The 17,964-nt window shown below is 74.2% G+C and carries 19 protein-coding genes; 8 read left to right on the forward strand and 11 right to left on the reverse strand.

All coding sequences use genetic code 11. The features are described from left to right. Nucleotides 1-181 precede the first annotated feature (181 nt). The gene (locus tag ACGF07_RS32690; RefSeq protein ID WP_392904794.1) at nucleotides 182-1,216 is read left to right on the forward strand and encodes a sphingomyelin phosphodiesterase; all 1,035 of its coding nucleotides are present in this window, start codon (nucleotides 182-184) and stop codon (nucleotides 1,214-1,216) included. Between the two features lie 22 nt (nucleotides 1,217-1,238). Here ACGF07_RS32690 and ACGF07_RS32695 read toward each other — a convergent pair whose 3' ends face one another. Further along, a complete protein-coding gene (locus ACGF07_RS32695; protein WP_392904797.1) occupies nucleotides 1,239-2,267 on the reverse strand; it encodes a LacI family DNA-binding transcriptional regulator in 1,029 nt (342 codons plus the stop codon). A gap of 238 nt (nucleotides 2,268-2,505) precedes the next feature. On the opposite strand from ACGF07_RS32695, the gene ACGF07_RS32700 reads away from it, so the two are divergent. Further along, nucleotides 2,506-3,372 (forward strand): DUF4436 family protein, encoded by an 867-nt coding sequence (locus tag ACGF07_RS32700; RefSeq protein WP_392904800.1) that lies wholly within the window; start codon nucleotides 2,506-2,508, stop codon nucleotides 3,370-3,372. A 64-nt stretch (nucleotides 3,373-3,436) separates the two neighbouring features. Here ACGF07_RS32700 and ACGF07_RS32705 read toward each other — a convergent pair whose 3' ends face one another. From ACGF07_RS32705 to ACGF07_RS32720, 4 genes are all read right to left on the reverse strand, one after another. After that, nucleotides 3,437-4,228 (reverse strand): GNAT family N-acetyltransferase, encoded by a 792-nt coding sequence (locus ACGF07_RS32705; protein ID WP_392904802.1) that lies wholly within the window; start codon nucleotides 4,226-4,228, stop codon nucleotides 3,437-3,439. A 241-nt stretch (nucleotides 4,229-4,469) separates the two neighbouring features. Beyond that, entirely contained in the window at nucleotides 4,470-5,564 is a 1,095-nt protein-coding gene (locus tag ACGF07_RS32710) for an exo-alpha-sialidase (RefSeq protein ID WP_350740022.1), read from the reverse strand. A gap of 111 nt (nucleotides 5,565-5,675) precedes the next feature. Then, nucleotides 5,676-7,121 carry a dihydrolipoyl dehydrogenase family protein gene (locus tag ACGF07_RS32715; RefSeq protein WP_392904805.1) on the reverse strand — a complete coding sequence of 482 codons (1,446 nt, stop codon included), beginning with the start codon at nucleotides 7,119-7,121 and terminating at the stop codon, nucleotides 5,676-5,678. 183 nt (nucleotides 7,122-7,304) lie between these two features. Further along, nucleotides 7,305-8,039 carry an alpha/beta fold hydrolase gene (locus ACGF07_RS32720; RefSeq protein WP_350740015.1) on the reverse strand — a complete coding sequence of 245 codons (735 nt, stop codon included), beginning with the start codon at nucleotides 8,037-8,039 and terminating at the stop codon, nucleotides 7,305-7,307. Nucleotides 8,040-8,143: 104 nt separating this feature from the next. On the opposite strand from ACGF07_RS32720, the gene ACGF07_RS32725 reads away from it, so the two are divergent. Next, nucleotides 8,144-9,223, forward strand: coding sequence for a helix-turn-helix transcriptional regulator (locus tag ACGF07_RS32725; protein WP_392904807.1), 1,080 nt, complete (start codon nucleotides 8,144-8,146; stop codon nucleotides 9,221-9,223). A gap of 65 nt (nucleotides 9,224-9,288) precedes the next feature. Here the strand turns inward: ACGF07_RS32725 and ACGF07_RS32730 are convergent, their stop codons facing one another. After that, nucleotides 9,289-9,678, reverse strand: coding sequence for a thioredoxin domain-containing protein (locus ACGF07_RS32730; RefSeq protein ID WP_350740009.1), 390 nt, complete (start codon nucleotides 9,676-9,678; stop codon nucleotides 9,289-9,291). 196 nt (nucleotides 9,679-9,874) lie between these two features. Here ACGF07_RS32730 and ACGF07_RS32735 point away from each other — a divergent pair, with 196 nt between their 5' ends. Genes ACGF07_RS32735 through ACGF07_RS32745 form a run of 3 tightly spaced genes read left to right on the forward strand, consistent with a single transcriptional unit; the run spans nucleotide 9,875 to nucleotide 11,834 of the window. Beyond that, nucleotides 9,875-10,444 carry a hypothetical protein gene (locus tag ACGF07_RS32735; protein WP_392904810.1) on the forward strand — a complete coding sequence of 190 codons (570 nt, stop codon included), beginning with the start codon at nucleotides 9,875-9,877 and terminating at the stop codon, nucleotides 10,442-10,444. 50 nt (nucleotides 10,445-10,494) lie between these two features. After that, on the forward strand, nucleotides 10,495-11,067 hold the full coding sequence (locus ACGF07_RS32740; RefSeq protein WP_392904813.1) for a sigma-70 family RNA polymerase sigma factor: 573 nt from the start codon (nucleotides 10,495-10,497) through the stop codon (nucleotides 11,065-11,067). Beyond that, nucleotides 11,064-11,834: a zf-HC2 domain-containing protein gene (locus ACGF07_RS32745; protein ID WP_392904816.1), complete on the forward strand. Its 771-nt coding sequence runs from the start codon at nucleotides 11,064-11,066 to the stop codon at nucleotides 11,832-11,834. Before ACGF07_RS32740 ends, ACGF07_RS32745 begins: the two co-directional genes overlap by 4 nt. A 180-nt stretch (nucleotides 11,835-12,014) precedes the next feature. On the opposite strand, the gene ACGF07_RS32750 is transcribed toward ACGF07_RS32745, so the two are convergent. Together ACGF07_RS32750 and ACGF07_RS32755 are read right to left on the reverse strand one after the other, a co-directional pair. Then, complete coding sequence (locus ACGF07_RS32750; protein ID WP_392904818.1) at nucleotides 12,015-12,539, reverse strand: DUF1990 family protein; 525 nt, start codon at nucleotides 12,537-12,539, stop codon at nucleotides 12,015-12,017. Further along, entirely contained in the window at nucleotides 12,536-13,375 is an 840-nt protein-coding gene (locus ACGF07_RS32755; protein WP_350739997.1) for a YndJ family protein, read from the reverse strand. Before ACGF07_RS32755 ends, ACGF07_RS32750 begins: the two co-directional genes overlap by 4 nt. Nucleotides 13,376-13,530: 155 nt before the next feature. On the opposite strand from ACGF07_RS32755, the gene ACGF07_RS32760 reads away from it, so the two are divergent. Continuing rightward, on the forward strand, nucleotides 13,531-13,800 hold the full coding sequence (locus tag ACGF07_RS32760; RefSeq protein WP_350739995.1) for a DUF1876 domain-containing protein: 270 nt from the start codon (nucleotides 13,531-13,533) through the stop codon (nucleotides 13,798-13,800). Next, nucleotides 13,797-14,000: a hypothetical protein gene (locus ACGF07_RS32765; protein ID WP_350739992.1), complete on the forward strand. Its 204-nt coding sequence runs from the start codon at nucleotides 13,797-13,799 to the stop codon at nucleotides 13,998-14,000. Before ACGF07_RS32760 ends, ACGF07_RS32765 begins: the two co-directional genes overlap by 4 nt. Before the next feature lie 114 nt (nucleotides 14,001-14,114). Here the strand turns inward: ACGF07_RS32765 and ACGF07_RS32770 are convergent, their stop codons facing one another. The 3 genes from ACGF07_RS32770 to ACGF07_RS32780 form a co-directional block, all read right to left on the reverse strand. Continuing rightward, nucleotides 14,115-14,555 carry a PPOX class F420-dependent oxidoreductase gene (locus tag ACGF07_RS32770; protein ID WP_392904821.1) on the reverse strand — a complete coding sequence of 147 codons (441 nt, stop codon included), beginning with the start codon at nucleotides 14,553-14,555 and terminating at the stop codon, nucleotides 14,115-14,117. Between the two features lie 25 nt (nucleotides 14,556-14,580). Beyond that, on the reverse strand, nucleotides 14,581-16,191 hold the full coding sequence (locus ACGF07_RS32775; protein WP_392904823.1) for a cytochrome bc complex cytochrome b subunit: 1,611 nt from the start codon (nucleotides 16,189-16,191) through the stop codon (nucleotides 14,581-14,583). Between the two features lie 189 nt (nucleotides 16,192-16,380). Continuing rightward, nucleotides 16,381-17,913, reverse strand: coding sequence for an MFS transporter (locus tag ACGF07_RS32780; RefSeq protein ID WP_392904825.1), 1,533 nt, complete (start codon nucleotides 17,911-17,913; stop codon nucleotides 16,381-16,383). Between the last annotated feature and the right edge of the window lie 51 nt (nucleotides 17,914-17,964).

Here is a 17,964-nt window from a genome sequence, read left to right on the forward strand (position 1 = left end):
TTCGCCACCCGCCCCGAGCTGTACAGACATCTCATGGCCACATGATCGGTCGGAACCGATCGCCTGGCGTTCTTCCCGAAGTACCGAGCGGTAGCTAGCGTTCCCCCGCCAATCCCCGGCAGCCGGTCACCCCGGCGCCGGGCCCCACCGATTGACGGATCCCTCCCCCAGGAGAACGCTCATGCTCTCGCGCCGCACGGCCACCGCCCTCACCTCGGCGGCCGCCGCCGCACTGCTGCTCGGAGGCACCGGCCCGACCGCCTCCGCCACCACGGCGAGCCCGACCACGCTCTCCGTCTTCGCCTTCAACGTCGACCTCGGCACCGCCATCGTCGACAGCACCCAGAACGAGCAGGCCGCCCGCCGCACCCCCGTGATCGAGCAGATCGTCCGTCAGCACAACGCCGACGTCGTCATCCTGGACGAGCAGTTCAACAACAGCTCGACCGCCGACATCAACAGCAAGCTCGCCGACCTCTACCCCTACCGCACCCCGGTGGTCGGCGGCACCTGCTCCGGCGGCGGCTGGACCGGCATCAGCGGCAACTGCTCCAACTCGTGGTTCGTCATCAACGGCGGCACGATGATCCTCTCCAAGTACCCGATCGCCGCCCAGTACGCCCACGTCTTCAGCAACTCCACCTACGGCACCTGGGACTACCACGCCAACAAGGGCGCGGCGCTGGTGCAGGTGAAGAAGAACGGCACCACCTCCTGGGTGGTCGGCACCCACCTCCAGGCCGACGAGTCCGACGTCTCCACCGACACCACCCAGTCCACCCGGCTCGGCCAGCTCGCCGAGATCCGCGCCTGGGTCGACGGGATCGTCGGCAGCAGCGCCCCGGTGCTGATCGGCGGCGACCTCAACGTCGAGTACTTCCACGGTCAGAGCCGCGGCGACTACGCCGACGCCCAGAACGCGGTGAACGGCGTCCTCGGCACCCCGGCCACCGTCCCCGGCCAGGACCGCACCACCATGGACTGCGCGGTCTCCTCCTGGTGCCAGTACATGTCGGGCGTCGAGACCTTCCCGAAGGACTACCGGGACGACCTCGACTACATCGGCTACCTCAACGCCCCGGGCCGCCCGGTGCCGGCCGGGATGTCCGGGGTCAAGGTCGACTTCGACCCGCAGGCCGGCTGGGCGCCGGGCCTGCTGGACACCAACGCGCCCAGCGACCACTACCCGGTCGAGGCCACCTTCCAGCTGAACTGACCGGCGCCGAGGCCGTCCGACGTCAGCTCGGACGGCTCGGAGCGGGGCAGCCGCAGGAGCGCCGCACCACCAGCTCGGCCGGGAAGGTCCTGGCCCCGGCGGCGCGGCGCTCGGCCCCGCCGAGGACGAGGTCCACCGCGGCCCGGGCCATCGCGTCCTGCCCGGTGGTGACGGTGGTCAGCGCCGGCCCGGCGATCACCGCCTCGGCGATGTCGTCGAAGCCGGCCACCGCGAGGTCCTCCGGCACCCGCAGGCCGAGGTCGTCGGCGGCCCGGAGCAGGCCGATCGCCTGGTCGTCCGTCGCGCAGAACACGGCGGACGGCCGGTCCGGCCGGGCCAGCAGGGCGAGCGCCTCGGCGTGCGCCCGGACCCGGTCGAAGGGGGCCGGGGTGAGCCGCCCCTCGGGCGACAGCCCGGCGTCGGCCAGCGCCGCGGCCCAGCCCGCCGTCCGTCCGGTGACCGGGTCGAGCGGGCTGAGCGCCAGGGTGCCGCCGAAGCAGTGCACCTCGGCGTGGCCGTGGTCGAGCAGGTGGCGGACCACCTCGCGGGCGCCGCCCTCGTCGTCCGCCACCACGGCCACTCCGCCGGTGCTCTCCGCCCGGTGGTGCAGCAGCACGACCGGCGTGCCGTCGGCCGAGTCGAAACCGGTGAGCCCGGGGGTGGCCGGGTCCTGGGTGACCAGGATCAGACCGTCCACCTGCATGCCGAGGAAGGCGCGGATGTAGTGCGCCTCGCGCTCGTCGGCGTAGTCGGAGTTGCCGATCAGCAGCAGTCGGCCGTGCTCGGTGGCGGCCTGCTCGACGGCGTGGGCGAGCCCGGCGAAGAAGGGCTGGCGGGCGTCGGGGACGACCATGCCGAGCAGGTCGGTCCGCCGCCGGGCCATCGCCTGGGCGACCCGGTTCGGGCGGTAGCCGAGCTCCTCGACCGCGGCGAGCACCCGGGCCCGGGTGGCCGGTGCCACCGGCCGGGGCCCGTCGTTGATCACATAACTCACGACCGCGGTCGACGTCCCCGCCGCCCGCGCCACATCGTCCCGTGTCACCCTCGCCATGACCGTTGAGCCTACACAGCCCCTCCGACCAGCGGATTTCCCGCGCCCTGGGGAAGCCCGATCGGCCGTGAGCGCTTGCGCGGCAGGAGAGACCCTGCCGACGCTGGCGGGACGGGCGGCATCGGATGCCGCCGCCGACGGTGGGAGCAGGCCGATGAGCACGTCGCCGCGACGCCGTGAGCAGCCCCACCGCAGGGCGGGACGGCCACGGATCCGCATCCACGCCCGGGTGCGGACCGTGAGCGCCACCCGGCCGAAGGTGCGCCCGTGGCGGGCGTACGCCGTGATGGTGGCGATCGTGCTGTTCGTGGCCGCCGGCCTGCTGCTGTACGCCAACGAGCGGTCCAGCCGCACCCGGGCCCAGGTGGTGGGCACCACGCCCGGGCCCGACTTCCTGGAGGTCGGGGTGACGCTCCAGCGGGTGGACACGGCCTCGCAGACGCTGGTCGCGAAGATCCTGGTCCAGCCGCACGGCGCACTGAGGCGGGCGGAGGACGTGCTCGTCCCCGCGGGGGACGTGGTGCTGGAGACCACCTCGCTCGAACAGACCTCGTTCAGGTACCCGGCCGGCCAGCAGATCGGCTCCAACACGGTGTCGTTCAACCTGTTCGACGGACGGGTCTCGGACTACCCCTTCGACCGCTACCGGGCGATCATCGGCTTCCAGGCCACCGTCGGAGGGCGGCCCGTCCCGCTCGTGATCGGGTTGGAGGAGGCCGACGCCTTCTTCGCGTTCCACCAGGCCGGCGAGGTGACCGAGGGCTACGGCGTGGCGGTGACGGAGCAGATCGGCCGCTCGCGCAGCACCTTCATCCTGGCCTGGTTCATGATGGCGGCGATGTGGGCGCTGGCCCTCTCCGTGCTGCTCGCGGCCTGGCTCATCGTCCGGCAGCGGCGCGGGATCATCTGGCCCGCCCTGAGCTGGATGGCGGCCACCCTGTTCGCCCTGGTCGGCATGCGCAACGCCGCGCCCGGCAGCCCCCCGATCGGCTCGCTGCTCGACTACGCGGCGTTCTTCTGGGCGGAACTGCTGGTCGCCGTGGGCCTGACCATGGTCGTGGTGCACGGCGCCCGCATCGAGGGCGCGCACCGGCCGACGCCCTGAAACCGGGTCGACCGCCCGACCCCCGGCCGACGACCCGGCCCCGGCCGACGCCGGGGGCGGCGCTCTAAGCCCGGCCGACGGCCCGGACCCCGTCCTCGGCCTCCGGGACGATCACGGTCAGCGAGGTCTGCCACAGCACGAAGCCCATCGCCTCGTACACCCGGCGGGCCGGGTTGCCCTCGGTGACCACCAGGTGCACGTCGGCCAGCCCGCGGTCGGCGGCGTCCGCGATCGCCCGGCGCAGCAGGTCGGCGCCGAGGCCCGGGTAGCCGAGCCGGGGGTGGCGGAACACCTCGGCGACCCACGGCAGGCCGTCCCGGTCGGTGAGCACGGCCGCGGCGACCACCCGGTCCTCGGCGTCCACCGCGAGCAGGCTGGAGGGCAGCACCGGGCCGATGGCCTTCCCGGCGAGCAGCGGGCCGATCCGCTCGGCGAGCGCCCGGGCGTCGTCACCGGGGAAGTGGTCCACGTGACCGGGGTGGAAGGCGGCCCGCCAGGAGTCCAGCAGTTCCTCGGGCCCGCGGTCGCAGGGCACCGCCCGCAGGCCCGCGCGCAGCGGCGCCCCGGCCCAGTCGGCGGGCGGGGGATCGGCCCGCAGGTCGCGCCGGAACGTGTGGGCGTGCCGCAGCGGCCGGGCGCCCTGCTCCAGCAGCCGCCGCCCGAGTTCGGGATCGGCCGAGACCACCCACCCGGGCAGCTCGGCCCGGACGAACTCCGCCGCGGCCGCCGCGTCCATCGAGTCGTCCAGGACCTCCAGCCGGTCGGCCCAGGGCTGCCCCTCCCGCTCGCCGGCCCGGAAGCGCACCACCGGTGCGCCGCCGCCGTTCCGCCTGACCACCCGGTCGGTTCCGGTCACGGCCCACCCCACCTTCACGAGACGCTCTTCGGCGGCTCATGCTCACCGGGCCGCGGCGTGTCCGACAACAGGTTTTCCACCCGCGGTCTCCGAGAGGCCACGCCCTCAGGTCCCTACCGCTCAGGTCCCTACCGCTCAGGGCCCTGCCGCTCAGGACTCGGCGGCTCCCGGCCCGGCCGCACCGCTGCGCAGGGCCCAGCCGCTCAGTGCTCGGCCGCACCGCTGCGCAGGGCCCGGCCGCTCAGCCCACCACCGCCGCGCGAACGCAGAGCACGTCCGGCAGGTGGGAGATCAGCAGCGACCAGCTCTCGCCCTCGTCGCGGCTGCCGTACACCTCGCCGGTCCGGTTGCCGAAGTAGATCCCGGCCGGTTCGGCGTCGTCGGTGCGCAGGGCGTCGCGCAGCACGATGCCGTAGTGGTCCTCCCCGGGCAGTCCGTCGGCGAGCGGCTGCCAGCTGGTGCCGCCGTCGGTGGTGCGGAAGACCCGGCAGCGGCGGCCGGGCGGAATCCGGTCGTCCGCGCCGCCGAGCGGGACGAGGTAGGCGGTGTCGGCGCGGCGCGGGTGGGCGGCGATGGCGAAGCCGAACTCGGCGGGCAGCCCGTCCGTGATGGAGCGCCAGCTGCCGCCCCAGTCGTCGCTGCGGTAGACGCCGCCGTGGTTCTGCAGGTAGAGCCGGTCCAGGTGGACGGGGTCCGGCGCGATCTTGTGGACGCACTGGCCGAACTCGGGGTACTGGCCGTCCGGGGGGAGGAACTCGGCGCGCAGGCCGGTGTTGGACGGCTCCCAGCTGTCGCCGCCGTCCTTGCTGCGGTAGACGCCGCCGCTGGAGACGGCGACCAGCAGCCGCTGGGGGTCGCGCGGGTCGGTCACGATGGTGTGCAGGCCCTGGCCGCCGTAGCCGGCGCCCCACTCCGACCGCTGGGGGTGCTCCCAGAGCGACTGGACCAGGGCGAAGGTCTCCCCGCCGTCGGTGGATCGGAACAGCGCGGCCGGCTCGGTGCCGGCGTACACCACCCCGGGGGCCTCCGGCCCGGCGGGCTGGAGCTGCCAGACCCGGGTGAGCGAGGCGCCGGTGGACTCGGGGAAGCGGATCGCCGGCCGCGGCGGCTCGTACCAGCCGGCGCCGAGGTCGTCGGACCGCCAGACCGAGGGCCCCCAGTGACTGCTGTCGGCGCCGACCAGGAGTCTGGTCCGGCCTCCGCGCCGGTCGATCGAGACGGAGTAGATCGCGTTCATCCGGAAGTGCGGCCCGCTGAACTCCCAGTCCAGCCGGTCGCGGCTGCGGCCGAGAAAGAGGCCCTTCTCGGTTCCGACGGCCAACAGCACCTCGGTCATGCCTCACACCACCTGGTCACGAGCACGGCCCCCCGGGACGTCCCCCGACTGCCAGTGTCCCGCCGTCCACCGGTGGTGACATCTCGCCGCGCCGCTCACCCGGGCGGGGGATCACCCCCGGCAGCCCTCCAGCAGTCGCAGCCACACCTCGCTGATCGTCGGGTACGCGGGGACGGCGTGCCACAGCCGGTGGATCGGCACCTCGCCGACCACCGCGACGGTGGCCGAGTGGAGCAGTTCGGCGACGGCGGGCCCGACCAGGCAGGCGCCGACGATCACCTCCCGGTCGAGGTCGTAGACGACCCGGGCGCGGCCGCGGTAGCCGTCGGCGTACAGCGACGCCCCGGCGACGGCGCCCAGGTCGTGGTCGACGGACTTGACGCGCAGTCCGAGCTGTTCGGCCGCGGCCAGGGTCAGGCCGACGGCCGCCACCTCGGGTTGCGTGAACACCACCTGCGGCGCGCCCGCCAGGTCGGCAGACGCGGAGTGCGCGCCCCAGCGCGAGGTGTCCAGCGGGCGCCCCTGGGCGCGGGCGGCGATCGCCGCGCCGGCGATCCGGGCCTGGTACTTGCCCTGGTGGGTGAGCAGCGCCCGGTGGTTGACGTCCCCGGCGGCGTAGAGCCACTCGCCGTCCACCCCGAGCACCGTGCAGCTGTCGTCCACCGCCAGCCAGTCGCCGGGACGCAGCCCGACCTGCTCCAGCCCGACGTCGGCGGTGCGCGGGGCCCGTCCGGTCGCGTAGAGCACCTCGTCGACGGTCAGCCGCCCGCCGTCGGCGAGCGTCAGCACGACGGGCCCGGTGGTCCCGTTCCGCTCCACCGCGGTCACCTCGGTGTCGAAGCGGAGGTCCACCCCCGCCTCCCGCAGGCCGTCGGCGACCAGCTCGCCCGCGAAGGGCTCCATCCGGGGCAGCAGCGCGTCGCCGCGCACCAGCAGGACGACCTCGGAGCCGAGCGCCCGCCAGGCGGTGGACATCTCCACCCCGACCACCCCGCCGCCGACCACCGCCAGCCTCCCGGGAACGGTCGAGGAGCCGGTGGCCTCCCGGTTGGTCCACGGGTGCGCCTCCGCCAGCCCGGGCACCCCGGAGGGGAGCACCGGCCGGCTGCCGGTGCACACGGCGACGGCGTGCCGGGCGGTGAGCACCCGCTCGCTGCCGTCCTCCGACTCCACGGTGACGGTCCGCACCCCTGCCAGCCGGCCGTGGCCGCGGACCAGCTCGATGCCGGTGTCGCGCAGCCACTGCACCTGGCCGTCGTCCTTCCAGTTCGAGGTGAAGGAGTCCCGCCGGGCCAGCACCGCGGCGGCGTCCAGCCGCCCGCCGCCGACCGCCTCCCGCACGCCGCCCACCGCGCGGGCGTCGGCCAGCGCGGCGGCCGGGCGCAGCAGCGCCTTGCTCGGCATGCAGGCCCAGTACGAGCACTCGCCGCCGACCAGCTCGGCTTCCACGATCACCGTGCGCAGCCCGGCCGCGGTGGTCCGGTCGGCCACGTTCTCGCCGGTCGGGCCGGCGCCCAGCACGATGACGTCGTACTCCTCGGCGGTGCTGCTGGTCATGTGTCCCGTCCTCCATCGTTCCGCGATCGTCTCGCGCGCTCGCGCGCCGTCCGTCGGCCCGCCCCGGGCACGGGCGGGCCGGGGGGCTGTCCGCCCCCCGTACCCGGCACCCCTACCCCGGCGTGTCGTGGGCCCATCCTGCGACGTGGCAGCGTGTTCGCGCGGCCGAACACGCGGACGGGGTCAGATTGCCGCGAGCTCCGCCAGCAGCGCCGCCGTATCGGCCGGGCGGGAGAACATCGGCCAGTGGCCGGTGGGCAGTTCGCGCAGTTCCCAGTTCGGCCCGGCCATGCCGGCGAACCACGGGTGGCCGGCCGCGACCAGTTCCTTCACCTGGTCGAGCGGGAGGGAGCAGGACACCAGCGCCTGCGGCAGCGCCGCCCCGGCGCCGCCCAGCCGCAGTGCGTCCCGGAACGCCCCGACCGGGTGCGGGGTCAGCCGGGCGCGGATGCGCGCCAGGGCGGCCTCGTCCAGGCCGTCCAGGCTGGAGCCGTGGGCGGCCATGAACTCCCAGGACGGCATCGGGAGGCGGCCGTCGACCACCGAGGCGTCGGCCGCCTCCCGGAAGTCGGGCTGCCACAGGTCCTGGACGGAGGTGCCGTCGGCCATGGGCCCGCTGTCCAGGTAGACCACCCGGCGGATGCGCTCCGGCATCCGGTCCGCGACTCCGCCGACCGGGGCGCAGGCGCCGCTGTGGGCGACCAGCACGACCTCCCACAGGTCCTCGCGCACCAGCAGCCCGGCCAGCTCGGCGATGTGCTCCTCCAGCCCGATCTCGCCCTTGTCCCCGGCCCGTTCGGCCAGCCCCGGCAGGGTCACCGGGAAGACCTCGTGACCGGCCGCGCGCAACGGCGCGGCCACCTCGTCCCAGGCCCAGGCACCGAGCCAGAACCCGGGAACCAGTACGAACGTGCTCATGGTGGATCGCTCCTTCTCGTCGGTGGGACCCCCGTCACCGCCGACTCTAGGATCGATGCCGGACAGATCCGGTCCGGATTTTCCGAGCGGAAGGAGTGCTCCCGGTGGAACACCCGGTCAGCCGCGTGCTCGCCCTGCTGGAGCTGCTCCAGGACCGCCCCGGACTGACCGGCGCCGAGCTGGCCGCCCGGCTCGACGTGGACGAGCGCACCGTCCGCCGCTACGTCGCGCGCCTGGCCGAACTCGGCATCCCGGTGCGGTCCGAGCGCGGCCGCTACGGCGGCTACCGGCTGCTCCCCGGCTACCGGCTGCCGCCCCTGATGCTCAGCCCCGACGAGGCCGCCTCGGTGGTCCTCGGCCTGCTGGCCGGCCGCAGTTCCGGCCTGTCGGTGGGCGAGCGGGCCGCCGACACGGCGCTCGCCAAGATCCAGCGGGTGCTGCCCCCGCCGCTGCGCGAGCGGATCACGGCCGTCGAGCAGACCCTCGGTCTGACCACCGCGCCGACAGCGGGCCCCAGCCCGGCCGCCGCCGCGCTGTTCACGCTGGCCGAGTCGGTCCGCCGCCGGCGCCGGGTGCGGCTGGCCTACCGGGACCGCGAGGACAGGCCCAGCGAGCGCGAGTTCGACCCGTACGGCCTGGTCTTCCACTCCGGCCGCTGGTACACCACCGGGCTCGACCACCGCAGCGGCGAGCCGCGGACCTTCCGGCTGGACCGGATCGAGCGGGTCGAGGAGGGCGGCACCGGCTTCGAGCCGCCCGAGGGAGTCGACCCGGTGCAGCTGGTGGTGGAGTCCCTGGCCGGGGTGCCCTGGCGGCACCGGGTGGAGGTGGAACTGGCCACCACGCTCGCCGAGGCCCGCCGCCGGCTGCCGCCCGCCGTCGGCACGCTCACCGAGCTCGCCGAGGACCGGGTGCTGCTGCGGGCCAGGGCGCAGAGCCTGGAGGGCGCCGCGATCATGCTGGCCGGCACCGGCTGGCCGTTCACCGTCCGCGAGCCCGCCGAGCTGCGGGCCGAGGTCCGGGCGCTCGCGGCCCGACTCGCCGCCTGGGGCGCGGAGCGTACCGGGGCCACCGAGGCTGCAGAGGCCACGGAGGGCGGAGCGGCCGCAGCGAGCGGGAAGGCCGCGGGGAGCGCGGAAGGCACGGAGAGCGCGGAAGACGCGGAGGGCCGGCCGCCGGCATGACGAGGCCCGGGGACCGGCGGCAACCGCCGCGCTCCCCGGGCCTCGCGGGCGGCGGGCAGCCGGAGTCAGGCCTGGCCGTCGGCCGCCTGCTCCTCCGCCACCTTGCGCTTCACCTCGGCCATGTCCAGGTTGCGGGCCTGGCCGATCAGGTCCTCGAACACCGCCTCGGGCAGGGCGCCGGGCTGCGAGAAGACGAGCACGCCCTCGCGGATGATCGCCAGCGTCGGGATCGACTGGATGCCGAACGCGGCGGCCAGCTCCTGCTGCGCCTCGGTGTCCACCTTGGCGAAGACCAGGTCCGAGTGACGCTCGGCGGCCTTCTCGTACACCGGGGCGAACTGGCGGCAGGGCCCGCACCACGAGGCCCAGAAGTCGATGAAGACGAAGTCCTTGCCTTCCGGGCCGGGGACGATGTCGTCGAAGTTCTCCTTGGTCAGCTCGACCGTGTTGCTCATCTCGCGAATCCTTCCCTTCCAGAACCGGTGGTACGGACCATCTGCCGCCCACAACGGTGATCGCGGACGGGGTATTCCGAGCGTTCCGGGCGTTCCGGGCGTTCCGGCGGTGCCGGAGCGCCGGGCGTTGAGCACGGCCCCACCACCGACCGTACAGAAAGGTGTCCAGTCCGTTCACGGACCCGGGAGGCATCCCATGCTCAGCACACCCCGCACCCGCCGGGCCGCCGTGCTGGCCGCCTCCGGCGCCGCCGTGGCCGCGCTGGTCGCGGGCTGCGGATCGTCCGGATCGGGCACGTCGAGCGCGCCGAGCACGTCCGCCGCCACCGGCGCACCGGCCGCGGCGACCCTGAAGACCGCCGACGACCCCAAGCTCGGCCCGATCGTCACCGACAGCGCGGGCTTCACGCTCTACCGCTTCGACCAGGACGAGAGCAGTCCGTCCGAGTCCTACTGCAACGGTGCCTGCGCCACCGTCTGGCCGCCCGAGCACGCCAACGGCAACGTCACCGTCAAGGGCATCGACAGCAAGCTGGTCGGCACCGTCACCCGGTCCGACGGCAGCAAGCAGCTCACCCTCAACGGCTGGCCGGTCTACCGCTACTCGCCCGACACCAAGCCCGGCGACACCAAGGGCCAGGGCGTGGGCGGCACCTGGTTCGCGGTGACCCCCACGGGCGGCAAGGCGATGGCCGGCGGCAGCGGGACGCCCGGCTCCCCGACGCCGGCCACGCCCACCCCGGCGCCCACCGCACCGGGTTACTGACCGGCGGCCGCCGGCCGAAGCCGACCGCCGCCCTCGACCGGGAGGCCCGGGTGCGCAACGATGAAGTGGTGACCGAGGAGCGCCCTGCCGGCGGCCCCGCCGCCCACGGCACGGGGGCCGCGGACGAGGAGCTGATGCGGGCCCTGTACCGCGAGCATGCCGGACCGCTCTTCGGCTTCGTCCTCCACCTGGTCGCGGGGGACCGCCAACGCGCCGAGGACGTCGTCCAGGAGACGCTGGTGCGCGCCTGGCGCAACCTCCACCGGCTCGATCCGCAGGCCGGCTCGCTGCGGCCCTGGCTGGTCACCGTCGCCCGCCGGATCGTGATCGACGACCACCGCAGCGCCCGCGCCCGGCCGCGGGAGGTGGACGCGGCGGTGCTGGAGCAGCTGCCCGCCGAGGACGAGATCGAGCGGACGCTGCGGATGATGACCGTCGCCGACGCGCTCGCGGACCTCTCGCCCTCGCACCGCGAGGTCATCGTCGAGACCTACCTCAAGGGCCGCACCGCCAACGAGGCGGCCGCCGAACTCGGCATCCCGGCCGGCACCGTACGGTCGCGGGTGTTCTACGCACTGCGCTCGCTCAGGCTCGCGCTGGAGGAACGGGGAGTGACATCGTGACCAAGCCCCCCGACACCGACCCCGGCCTGCCCGAGGACGCCGAGCACGTCGACGTCGGCGTGTACGTCCTCGGCCTGCTGGAGCCCGCCGAGCGCGCCGCCTTCGAACGGCACCTGGCCGACTGCCCGCAGTGTGCCGCTCAGGTAGCTGAACTCACTTTCCTCGAACCGGTGTTGGCCGAGTACGCCGAGTCGGTCAGGGCGGCCGGCCTGGACCCGGCCGAGCCCGCCCCGCGCCCGGACGGGCAACTCCTGGACCGTCTGGTCGCCGAGGTCACGGCCGCCCGGCGGCGGGGCCGGGTGCGCCGGCTGGTGCTCGCCCTGGCCGCGACGGCGATGGTCGCGGCCGGCCCGGCCGTGACCGCGGCGGTCATCACCGCCGACACCGCGCCCGCGGTGGTCGCCGTCGCCGAGCAGTTCAGCGCCACCGACCCGAGCACCGGTGCCAAGGCCACCGTCGGCCTGGACGGCAGGACCTGGGGCAGCCAGATCAGCCTGCAACTGTCCGGCGTCCGAGGTCCGTTGACCTGCAACCTGGTCGCCGTCTCGCACGCCGGCGAGCAGCAGACGGTGACCACCTGGAGCGTTCCGGCGGGCGGCTACGGGGGCCCGGACGGCCCGGCCGCGGTGCGCACCACCGGCGGTGCGGCCCTCCAGCCGGGCGACATCGACCACTTCGAGGTCCGGGTCCAGAACTCCGGCGCCCTCCTGGTCGCCGTCCCCGCGCACCAGGCCTCCCAGCACCAGGCCTCCCAGCACGGAGCCTGACCGCACCGGGCCTGACCGCACCGGCCCGACCGCACCGGGCCCGACCGCACCGGGCCTCACCAGCACCAGGCCCGGCCGCAGCCGGCCTGGCAGCGCCCGGTCCGCTGCGTGGCCGGCCGACCCCGTCACCCCCGGCCCCTCCGCCCCGCGGGCCCATCCGCCGGGCAGGGCTCGGCCCCGTCACGCCGCGTCCGCCGCGATCGCGGCCAGCACCCGCCCGCAGCGCCGGACGAAGGCGTGCTGGAGGAGCGGGAACAGCGGTCCGGCCAGCCGGGCCCACCAGGCGACCGGGCGGCTGAACGCGGTGACGCTGAACCAGACCGAGCCGTCCGGCGCGAGCTCGACCAGGAAGGTCTCCTCGCCCCGGCCCAGGTGCCCGTGCCTCGTCCCGTACGTGAACCCGTACCGGTCCGGTCCGGTGACGGCGGCCAGGACCCGGTTCGGCGCCCCCGCCCGCAGCGGGCCGACGCCGATCGCGCAGCGCACGGCGACGCCCGCGGCCGCTTCCTCGGCCTCCGCCTCGATCCGCACGCCCGCCAGCCGGTGCATCCGCCAGCCGAGCAGCGCCGCCCCGGCGACCTCCAGCGCCGCGCGCCCGTGGCCGATCCGGGCCCGGTGCCGCAAGTGGCGGTAGCCGGGGGGAAGTTCGCCGGTGCGACTGGCGCCCTGCTCGGGGTAGCTGTAGTCGTCGCCGTGGTGGTTCATCGGTGGTCCTCCGGGAGGGCGGTGATCCGGCGCCAGGCGAGGAGCGCGCAGAGGGCGAAGCCGAGCGCGTTGCCGAGGCCGTGGGTGGCGGCCATCCAGGCCAGGGTGGGGTGGGGGAGTCCCGCGGCGCGGCCCAGGGCCCACCACAGGGCGAGCAGCATGGTGAGCGCCAGCACGGCCGAGGATGCGGCCAGCAGCCGGGCGGTGGCCGCGTTGCCGCTGCGGGGGCGGAGCTCGCGCCAGCTGACCAGGCCGACCAGCCACATCCCGGTGGTCAGCACGACCGCTCCGGCGAACTGCCACCAGTTGCCGAGGAAGTACCCGGCCAGGACCAGCAGCGTGCCCGCCGGTACGCTGAGCGCCGCGCAGCGGGCCGCCCGGGAGGCGGGATCGGCCCGGCACACCAGCCCGGCGACCAGTGCGGCGGTGAATCCGGCGTAGTGGAAGTGCGGGACGGTCAGCGCGAGGATGTGCGGCTCGAATCCGAACAGCGGGTAGCCGGAGCGTTCGGCGACCAGGGCGACGCCCGCCACGGCGGGTGCGGCGAGCGCGGTGAGCACCGCGATCTCGGCGGGGGCGAGCGAGCGGGTGCGGGCCAGCCGCAACGGCGCGTGCAGGGCCACGGCCAGGGTGCCGAGCGCGTACAGGACGGCCGGGCCGGTCGCGGCTCCGCGCGGCAGCCAGAGGCAGAGCGCCCCGGGGACGGCGGCGAGCGGCCAGAGCCGGCGCACCCGGGCGAGCCCGGGTTCGTCGATCAGCGCGAGGCCGAGCGGCAGGACGGCTCCCATGCCGAGCAGGACCAGGAGGTCCACCAGTTCGGTCGTGCCCTTGCCCATGGCGGGCGCCCCCTCTTGAACGCGTTCAAATGAGCCTCGCGGCCGACTCTACGCCGCCGAGTTGAACGCGTTCAAGTTCGGCCCGGCTCCGGCTGCCCTGGTGAACCCGCGGGGTGCGGCGCACTCTGGAGGAGTACCGATGGAGGTGATCCGCCATGCAGACTCTGGTCGGTTGGCACATCGACATGGAGTTCCGGGAGGAGGGCGCGCGCACGACCGCCGCGGCCCTGCTCCGGCTCGCCGACGGGACGGAACTGCGGGCCCACGGCTACAGCAGCCGCCACCCCTCCGACCCGGAACAACTGCGGGTCGGCGAGGAGATCGCGGGCGCCCGTGCGCTCAACGACCTCGCCTCGCAACTGCTCACCAAGGCCCACGGCGAGATCCAGGAGGTCAGCCCGGTCCCGACCCACTCGCTGACGTGACCACCCCGCGCCCGGACGGCGACCAGGCCGACCGCAGGTCCCAGCGCCCGCGCATCCCGCTGATCTGCCCCCGCTGCGGGCACGAGCAGCGGGTCGTGCCGGGCGGCCCGGAGCGGGCGGTGAAGGTGGTGCACGCGGGGACCGGTCGGGAGGCCTGCGAACCGGAGGACCTGGCCAAGGCCCCGGACGACGGCCCCTGACCTCGGCGCCCGCCGGTCCCTCGCCCGCCGGGCCCGGCGGACGCCGGGGCCCGCCGGGCCCGCGAGGACCCTCGGGAGACGCCGGCCGCTCCGCCGCCGCGTCGCGCTGTGCCCTCAGTTGACGCAGTACGTCGCCGGCGGCCGCCACTCCGGCCCGACCAGCCGCTGCTCGATCTCGTTCAGCGTGATCCGGATCCCGACCGTCCCCTCCAGTCCGACCCGGAACCGGCTGCGGGCCAACGCGATCAGCGCCGTCAGGCCGTACTTGTTGATCAGCGAGGTGCGGTAGCGCGCCGTCGCCTCGGGGTCGCAGAGCCGGGCGCGGGCCGGGAGCCGGCGGCCGGTCGGGCGCCCGTGGGCGTCGCACGGGCCGATCAGCACCCGGGGGTGGCGCCGGATCCGCTCGGCCTCGCCGGAGTGGGTGGGGGTCCAGACGCCGAGCGCGGTGCCGTCGGAGACCACCCACAGCTGTGAGTCGATCCGGCTCCCGTCCGCTCCGAAGGTGGTCAGCAGGAGGTACTTGCTGTCGGCGAGCTGGTCGGTTCGGTCGTGCACGGTGTCCTCCCTCGGCGGGGGGCGGTCAGTGCCCGTGGTCCTCGGCGATCGCGCGGTACTCCTCGGCGGTGGGCTTGGGGATCCGCGCGTGCTCGCCGTGGAACCCGCGGGACAGCCTCGCCCGGGTGCGGGTGAGGGCACCCACCCGACCGGCCACTCCATTCTCGTCCCGCGCGGGCCGCGGTTCGAGGGGGCGGGGCTGCTCGTGCGCCGTGAGCCGGTGCAGTTCGGCGGGCGCGAGCCCGGCGTGCACCTCGGTGAACTCGCCGTGCGGCAGCCGCCTGACGATGCCGGTCTCCCGGCCGTGCAGCACCTTGTCCCGGTCCCGCCGCTGCAGCCCGAGGCACCACCGCTTGGTGACCGCGAACACGGCGACCGGCACGACGAAGAAGCCGGCCCGCACGGCGTAGGTGATCGTGTTGAGCGACAGGTGCAGGTGGGTGGCGATCAGGTCGTTGCCCCCGCCCGCGAGCATCACCAGGTAGACGCTGATCCAGGCCGCACCGAGGGCGGTGCGCACGGGCGCGTTGCGCGGCCGGTCGAGCAGGTGGTGCTCCCGGTCGCCGTCGGTCACCCAGGCCTCCACGAACGGGTAGGCCGCGATCGCGCCGAGGACGAGGGGGAACATCGCGAACGGGATCAGCACTCCGAGGTTGAGGGTGTGCCCCCGGAGCCCGATCTCCCAGCCGGGCATCACCCGGATCAGGCCCTCGGCGAAGCCCATGTACCAGTCGGGCTGGGCGTCGGTGGACACCTGGTCGGGCCGGTACGGGCCGTAGGCCCAGATCGGGTTGACGGTGGCGACGGCTGCCATCAGTGCGACGGCCCCGAACACCAGGAAGAAGAAGCCGCCGGCCTTGGCCAGGTAGACCGGCATCAGCGGCATGCCGACGACGTTCTTCTCGGTCCTGCCCGGGCCCGCCCACTGGGTGTGCTTGTGGTGGAAGACCAGGATCAGGTGCGCCACCAGCAGGCCGAGCATGATGCCCGGGATCAGCAGCACGTGGACGGTGAAGAACCGCGGCACGATGTCGTGCCCGGGGAACTCCCCGCCGAACAGGAACATCTGGAGGTAGGTGCCGACCAGTGGCACGGCCAGCACCACGCCCTCGATGAACCGGATGCCGGTGCCGGAGAGCAGGTCGTCCGGGAGCGAGTAGCCGAAGAAGCCGTCCAGCATGCCGAGGAACAGCAGCAGGAAGCCGAACACCCAGTTGACCTCACGCGGCTTGCGGAACGCGCCGGTGAAGAAGACCCGCATCATGTGCACGAACATGGCCGCGACGAAGACGATCGCCGCCCAGTGGTGGATCTGACGGATCAGCAGTCCGCCGCGCACCTCGAAGCTGATGTCCACCGTGGAGGCGTAGGCCTCCGACATCGCGATGCCCTTGAGGGGGACGTACGAGCCGCTGTAGACCACCTCGCCCATCGACGGCTTGAAGAACAGGGTCAGCCAGACGCCGGTCAGGATGATGATCAGGAAGGTGTAGAGGCAGATCTCGCCCAGCATGAAGGACCAGTGGTCCGGAAAGACCTTCCGCAGATTGGCCCTGGCCAGGGTGTGGATCCCCAGCCGGCCGTCCGCCCAGTCGGCGGCCCACCGTCCCCGCCCAGCGTTCTGATTCCGGGTCATGTGCACGCCCCTCGCTCCAGGAAGCGGGGATAGGTCCCCGATTCGCGCTGGGGCCACGATAATCGGGGAGAAGTCCCCACTTCTACCCGGGTGGGCTCCGGGGACGCGAACGGCCCGCCCGGTGCCTGGAAGACACCGGACGGGCCGCGTACGCACCCGAGTCGCCCGGGACGGGCGTGCCCCGAGGGGTCAGTGCACCAGCACCGGCACCTCGTCGCTCTTCGCCGCGCCCGCACCCGAGCCGGTACCCGCCGCACTCGGCCGGCCGGCGTTGATGAAGGTGAAGGCGACCGCGCCGGCCGCCACCAGGATCCCGAAGGACACCCAGATCGCGGTCGAGAAGCCGTGCACCATGGCCTGGAACTGCAGGGCCTTGGCGGTCGCGGGCGAACCGGCCGCGGCGGCGGTGGCGTGCGAGGCCAGCCAGCTGGTGGTGGCGCTGGCCGCGATGGTGTTCAGCAGCGCCGTGCCGATGGCGCCGCCGACCTGCTGCGAGGTGTTGACCATGGCGGAGGCCACGCCCGCGTCGCGCGGCTGGACGCCGTGCGTGGCGAGGCTCATGGCCGGCATGAAGGCGGTGCCCATGCCCAGGCCCATCAGGACCAGGCCGGGCAGGATCAGCGCCGGGTAGGAGGTGTCCAAGCCGATGTGGGTCAGCAGGAACATCCCGATGGAGGCGGTCAGGAAGCCGGGCGCCATCAGGTAGCGCGCCGGGACGCGGGTCATCAGCCGGGCGCCGATCTGGGTCGAGCCGGTGATCATGCCCGCCACCATCGGCAGGAAGGCCACGCCGGTGAGCACCGGGCTGTAGCCCAGCACGATCTGCAGGTAGTAGGTCAGGAAGAGGAACAGGCCGAACATGCCGATCACGGCCATGCCCAGCGACATGTACACCCCGCCGCGGTTGCGGTCGAGCACGACGCGCAGCGGCAGCAGCGGGGCCTTGACCCTGCGCTCCACCAGGACGAAGGCGAACAGCAGCACGGCGGCCGCGGCGAACAGGCCCAGGGTGCTGCCGGCCGTCCAGCCGTGCGACTCGGCGCGGGTGAAGCCGTAGACCAGCGAGACCAGGCCGGTGGTCACCAGCAGCACGCCGGGGATGTCCAGCCGGTTGCGGTTGCGGCCCTCGGCGGGCTCGCGGATCACCATGACGGCGCCGACGGCGGCCACGATGGCGAACGGGATGTTGACGAAGAAGGTCCAGCGCCAGTTCATGTACTCGGTCAGCAGGCCGCCGAGGATCAGTCCGATGGCGCCACCGCCACCGGCGATCGCACCGTAGATGCCGAACGCCTTGGCGCGCTCCTTGGCCTCGGTGAAGGTCACCGCGAGCAGCGAGAGCGCGGCGGGCGCCAGCAGCGCGCCGAACACGCCCTGGAGGGCGCGGGCGCCGAGCAGCATCGCGGTGTTGGCCGCGGCGCCGCCGAGTGCGGAGGCGAGGGCGAAGCCCGTCAGACCGACCACGAAGGTCCGCTTGCGGCCCCAGAGGTCCGCGATCCGGCCGCCGAACAGCAGCAGGCCGCCGAAGGCCAGCGCGTAGGCGGTGATCACCCACTGGCGGTTGGCGTCGGTGATGCCCAGGTCCTTCTGGGCGGAGGGCAGGGCGATGTTCACGATGGTGGCGTCGAGGACGACCATCAGCTGGGCGAGGCCGATGAAGATCAGCGCCTTCCAGCGCCTGGGATCGGGCAACGTCGCCGGGCGGGCGTCGGTTTGAGACATGGGGGTACTCACTTCACGGTGCGTGGCGTGCGGGAACGGTCGACGGGCCGT

Origin of the sequence: Kitasatospora sp. NPDC048194 (genome assembly GCF_043202455.1) — a bacterium.
Taxonomy (GTDB): Bacteria; Actinomycetota; Actinomycetes; order Streptomycetales; family Streptomycetaceae; genus Kitasatospora.

Bases quoted from the DNA above. Each gene is read 5' to 3' on its own strand.
- ACGF07_RS32690 (WP_392904794.1), top strand. From the start codon at position 182: ATGCTCTCGCGCCGCACGGCCACCGCCCTCACCTCGGCGGCCGCCGCC.
- ACGF07_RS32695 (WP_392904797.1), bottom strand. From the start codon at position 2,267: ATGGCGAGGGTGACACGGGACGATGTGGCGCGGGCGGCGGGGACGTCG.
- ACGF07_RS32710 (WP_350740022.1), bottom strand. From the start codon at position 5,564: ATGACCGAGGTGCTGTTGGCCGTCGGAACCGAGAAGGGCCTCTTTCTC.
- ACGF07_RS32715 (WP_392904805.1), bottom strand. From the start codon at position 7,121: ATGACCAGCAGCACCGCCGAGGAGTACGACGTCATCGTGCTGGGCGCC.
- ACGF07_RS32720 (WP_350740015.1), bottom strand. From the start codon at position 8,039: ATGAGCACGTTCGTACTGGTTCCCGGGTTCTGGCTCGGTGCCTGGGCC.
- ACGF07_RS32730 (WP_350740009.1), bottom strand. From the start codon at position 9,678: ATGAGCAACACGGTCGAGCTGACCAAGGAGAACTTCGACGACATCGTC.
- ACGF07_RS32735 (WP_392904810.1), top strand. From the start codon at position 9,875: ATGCTCAGCACACCCCGCACCCGCCGGGCCGCCGTGCTGGCCGCCTCC.
- ACGF07_RS32750 (WP_392904818.1), bottom strand. From the start codon at position 12,539: ATGAACCACCACGGCGACGACTACAGCTACCCCGAGCAGGGCGCCAGT.
- ACGF07_RS32755 (WP_350739997.1), bottom strand. From the start codon at position 13,375: ATGGGCAAGGGCACGACCGAACTGGTGGACCTCCTGGTCCTGCTCGGC.
- ACGF07_RS32760 (WP_350739995.1), top strand. From the start codon at position 13,531: ATGCAGACTCTGGTCGGTTGGCACATCGACATGGAGTTCCGGGAGGAG.
- ACGF07_RS32775 (WP_392904823.1), bottom strand. From the start codon at position 16,191: ATGACCCGGAATCAGAACGCTGGGCGGGGACGGTGGGCCGCCGACTGG.
- ACGF07_RS32780 (WP_392904825.1), bottom strand. From the start codon at position 17,913: ATGTCTCAAACCGACGCCCGCCCGGCGACGTTGCCCGATCCCAGGCGC.